The following is a 4,283-nucleotide window of genomic DNA, read 5'->3' as shown; positions in this document are numbered from 1 at the left end:
AGGGCGACGAGGGCGAGTACTGACAGAGCCGCTTGCGTCACAAGGAAACCCCGGCCCGTCGGAATCGGGCCGGGGTTTCCGGCATGAGGGCGCCTGTGGGCGGGTGCCTGTTCGGGGCGGTGGTACGGGTGCGCGGCGGGTACCCCGTGCCCTGTACATCGGCTTTGCCATCTTAGAGCCTCCGCCAGTAGGTAGTGGCAGGAAGAACGGTTGAGCACGTTACGCCTCGGCGGTCTGGTCAGACTTGACCACGGCGTCAGCCGTCATCAGCTCTCGATAGCCATCCGAACACCAAGAAGGACCAGCACAGTGCCGGAGACCCGTTCGAGGCGCTGGCGTACCTTGGCTCGGGAGATGATCTTCTTCATTCGGCCGACGAACCATACATATAGTCCGTAGTAGCCGACCTCGAAGACGGCCCAGATGGCCGCCAGGCCGATCATGGTGGGCAGATGAGGGGCGCCTGCGGGCACGAACTGTGGCAGGAAGGACATCGCGAACACTGCGGCCTTGGGATTGGCGAGGTTCAGCAGCAGGCCCGAGCGGTAAGAAGCCCAGCCCGAGTGCACTGCCTGTGCATCCTGGCTCTCCTCTTCTCCCTGCTCGCCACGGGCGTCCAGCAGCGTCTTGATGCCGAAGCCGACCAGAGTCACGGCACCGGCGATCCGCATGACGTCGTACGCCAACTGGGAGGCCGCGAGCAGTGCGGTGAGCCCGAGTGCCGCAATGACACCCCAAATGAAGACGCCAGTCTCGTTGCCCAGCACAGTGAGGAAACCGGCGCGCCGGCTGCGCAGGGACTGTCGGATGATCAGCATCGTGCTCGGGCCGGGCGAGGCCGCGATCAGGGTGCAGGCGCCGAGAAAGGCGAAGAGAGTGCTCAACATGCGCCCCATCGTGGAGTCCCGCTGCCGATCGTGTCCATAGGCCCCCTTGGAGGACGGGGGGCGAGACTATCGGATGCGGTGGCTGCGGGGGCGGGTATCAAGCGGGTGCCACGGGTCTGCTTGCGTTACGTGCCGGCCTACGGACACGTGTCGTCGCGCGACGTGAGCCCGACCGGTGCGTGGAGGCCGGCGAAGGTCCGAGGACTGTGGGCATCGGGTCCCAGGCGGCGAGTTTGGCCGGTGAGTGCATGGGCGGGGTTGTGGTGATCGGCCAAGTCCGGATACGTGCAACCCGGTCGTCGCGGTGGCGGGCTCCTCTTGCGGGCTTCGTGGCGGCAGAGCTCACCGGCCTCGCGTCGTATCCCGGCGCGGACGAGGAGGCCGCCGAAGGCGCGATCTGTGCCTTTCCCGGTTCCTTCAACCTCAAGTCGACCGTGAGCGATTACCACAGTCTGAGCATGACCGTGAAGGTCGGCTTCGAACTCACGCAGAAGATGACCGCCGAGTCGCTGACCTGTCGGGTGTCCGCGAAAGCACCGCGTGGAAGGCGCCGGGGAGGGAGGGCTCTGCCATCATGCCGACGGCCCGGGCGGGTAGTTGCTTCGCCGGAGCCGCTCGTGCACCCGGCGGCAAGGACAACGGACAAGACGGAAATACAACAGAGAACCAGGCTACGCCGCAAGGGGTGCGGTCGCGGCGTCATGAATGCGTCGACCGGCATCGCCGGCCGGCCTTCCCGGCAGGAAGTTTCGCAGTGCCTGAGCCAGTCTTCACCGTGCCACGAAGGCCGGGACTGAAGTTCCCCCCTGATGTTGGACAGCGGTTACTTACGCTGCGGGGGTGAAGTCGTGCTGCAGCCTGGCTCGGGTTTCGAGTGGGGTGAGGTACCCGAACTCGGGGTGTCTGCGGAGCCTGGTGCGGTTGTACTCGACCTCGATGAAGCGGAAGATGTCAGCGCGGGCCGCCTCGCGGCTCTCCCAGACGGCGGTGCCGATCTCCGCTTTCAGCAGTCCGAAGAAACTCTCGGCTGCGGCGTTATCGTAACATATGCCGGTTCGCCCCATGCTCTGTCTCAGGCACAACTCCCTTATCTCGCGGCGGAATTCGCCGCTTGTGTATTCGCTTCCGCGGTCGGTGTGCATGATGCAGCCGCTCTGAAGGCCGCCGCGGCCGGCGGCCATCCGCAGGGCGTCGGTGACGAGCTCGGCGCGGTGGTGTTCGGCCATCGCGTACCCGATCACCTCGCGCGTCGCCAGGTCGATGACGGTCGCGAGATACCACCAGCCCTCGATCGTCGGCAGGTAGGTGATATCGCCGACGAGCTTCGTTCCGGGCCGGGTAGCGGTGAAGTCGCGGCCGACCAGGTCCGGGGCCGGTGCGGCCTTGGTGTCCTGCTGCGTCAGGTGGCGGCGCCTGCGGCGGGTGACGCCGCGGATGTCACGCTCGCGCATGATCCGCTCGACCTTCTTCCGGTTGATCGCATGGCCCTTGCGCCGCAGCGCTGCGTGCACGCGCGGGGCGCCGTAGGCACCCCGTGAGGAGGCGTGGATCTCGCGGATCTCCTCTATCAACTCGTTTTCCACCCAATGCCGTTCGGCTGCTGCCGGCCGGGCCGCCAGCCAGGAGTAGTAGGTGGAGCGGTTGATCCCCGTGACACGGCACAGCAGAGCCACGCTGTAGCCGGCGGGGTTGGTCTCGGCTGCCTTCTCCGCGTCGATGAAGCGGCACAGTGTGCCTACTTCATCGTCTCCTTCGCGAAGAAGGCCGCTGCTTTTTTCAAGATCTCGATCGTCTGCTGCTGTTCCCGGTTCTCCCTGCGCAGCCGCTGGAGCTCTTCCTTCTCCGCCGTGGTCAGCGCGCCGGGTACCCCCTCGCCGCGGTCAGTCTTCGCCTGCTTCACCCAGCCGCGAAGACCCTCCGGACTCACGCCGAGTTCCCGGGCGACCTCGGTGACATTCCGCCCTGACGACCGGACCAGTGCCACCGCGTCCCGCTTGAACTCCGAGGTGTACCGCTTGCTCATATTGCTCTTGCCACTCAACCTGGACTGCTTCCTCCGGGACCAATCCGTCCCAGTATCAGGCTGTCCACTTCAGAGGGGGAACTTCAGGACCGGTCTTGCGCTTCACTCGGTTCTTTGCATCCCCAGGACCCGTGCCGCATGTGACCGTACTCATGTGCGGGGATATCGTGCGTCCAGGTCTGCCTCGCCGTGATCCCCGCCTGCGCGGCCACCTTGGCGCTGTCTTCCAGCTTGACCCCCAGCAGGAACGACACGGGCACTCACCCCCGCGGTGCCACTGATCTCGCCCCCGGCCTTGCCCGCCTTCTCGACGCCGCCTCTCATCGATGCACCCGGTCGGCTGTGACGGCTTCGGGTGCCGCATCGGCGCAGTCCTGTGTTGCGTCGGCCGCAGTGGCCGGTGCCGCAGTGACAGGAGCCGGGCCGTGGCCGCGGTCAGGACGTACCGCAACGTTGCTCTTCGCACGCAGCTTCCCCCTGTGAGTTATGCCCGTTCACCCGGGCGGGTCGGTGCGCAACCTATGCAACTTCGCTTTTTCAGCGGGACGTTTATCAGATGCTTCGAGGAAGGTTTGGGGCAGGCGTACGTCATCAGGAACTGAGGAGAAGGGGGACGCGCGGGGTGTCGTCCATCCAGGGGATGATCACAGGCGCGGTGACGGAGATTCAGGGCGCGGCGGACGCGATGAGAGGGCCATTCGGGACGGGGAACCCAGTTTTCGATGACGGGCATTCAGAGAGGCTTGTTTCCCTCGATGATGGTCATTCAGGACCGTCCGGGACGTCGATGGGAGTCATTCGGGGCGACGAACTGATTGCGGTTGCCGGCGCGCGTGATCCGACGGCCCCCGTCAGGGTGACCGGGTGTCAGTGGGTCGCTTGGAAAGCTTAATGATGCGTCAGGCGTGCTGTTTCCGGGGTGTTTTGATGTTTTGTCAGTCCGTGATGGGTGTGTGGGAAGTGCTGTGCGTACACCCGGTCGGCCCTGGGGGGCGCACTTGCGTTATTTCCGATATGACAGCTCTTGGGGTTGTCAGTACGTTCGTCTTAGCTCGGCTGCCTGGCCGACGGCTTCTCTGAGACAGGAAGAAGTGACATGACCACGCGTACCGTGGCTGTGGCCGCTGCCGCGGTAGGCGCAGCGGTTCTCGCTACTACTGGCATCACCTACGCCTCGGCGGCCGGGCCCGCCCAGGGTGCCCCGTTTGTCCAGCAGGCTGTTCCCGCGGTGGCTTTTGCCGGTGGTGGCAGTGGCGGGAGGGGGGCGAGGGCCGTGACCGGGTGGTGGCACGGTTGCCTGTATCCCGTGGAAACCCCGGCCCGTCGGAATCGGGCCGGGGTTTCCGGCATGCGGGGGGCATTTTGTGGCGGTG

4 protein-coding genes are annotated in these 4,283 nt (G+C 65.7%); 1 reads left to right on the top strand and 3 read right to left on the bottom strand.

The annotated features are described in order from the left end of the window. Window positions 1-266 precede the first annotated feature (266 nt). Window positions 267-887 (bottom strand): LysE family translocator, encoded by a 621-nt coding sequence (locus ACIBB8_RS37565; protein ID WP_398959866.1) that lies wholly within the window; start codon window positions 885-887, stop codon window positions 267-269. Window positions 888-1,216: 329 nt separating this feature from the next. Here ACIBB8_RS37565 and ACIBB8_RS37560 point away from each other — a divergent pair, with 329 nt between their 5' ends. Further along, window positions 1,217-1,684, top strand: coding sequence for a hypothetical protein (locus tag ACIBB8_RS37560; RefSeq protein ID WP_398959864.1), 468 nt, complete (start codon window positions 1,217-1,219; stop codon window positions 1,682-1,684). A gap of 30 nt (window positions 1,685-1,714) precedes the next feature. Here ACIBB8_RS37560 and ACIBB8_RS37555 read toward each other — a convergent pair whose 3' ends face one another. Together ACIBB8_RS37555 and ACIBB8_RS37550 are read right to left on the bottom strand one after the other, a co-directional pair. Then, window positions 1,715-2,605 (bottom strand): IS3 family transposase, encoded by an 891-nt coding sequence (locus ACIBB8_RS37555; RefSeq protein WP_398959868.1) that lies wholly within the window; start codon window positions 2,603-2,605, stop codon window positions 1,715-1,717. A 17-nt stretch (window positions 2,606-2,622) separates the two neighbouring features. Beyond that, complete coding sequence (locus tag ACIBB8_RS37550) at window positions 2,623-2,928, bottom strand: transposase (RefSeq protein WP_398959862.1); 306 nt, start codon at window positions 2,926-2,928, stop codon at window positions 2,623-2,625. Between the last annotated feature and the right edge of the window lie 1,355 nt (window positions 2,929-4,283).

This window comes from Streptomyces sp. NPDC051286, assembly GCF_044455345.1.
In the GTDB taxonomy this organism is placed as follows: domain Bacteria; phylum Actinomycetota; class Actinomycetes; order Streptomycetales; family Streptomycetaceae; genus Streptomyces.
This window is presented reverse-complemented; position numbering and strand designations above follow the sequence as displayed.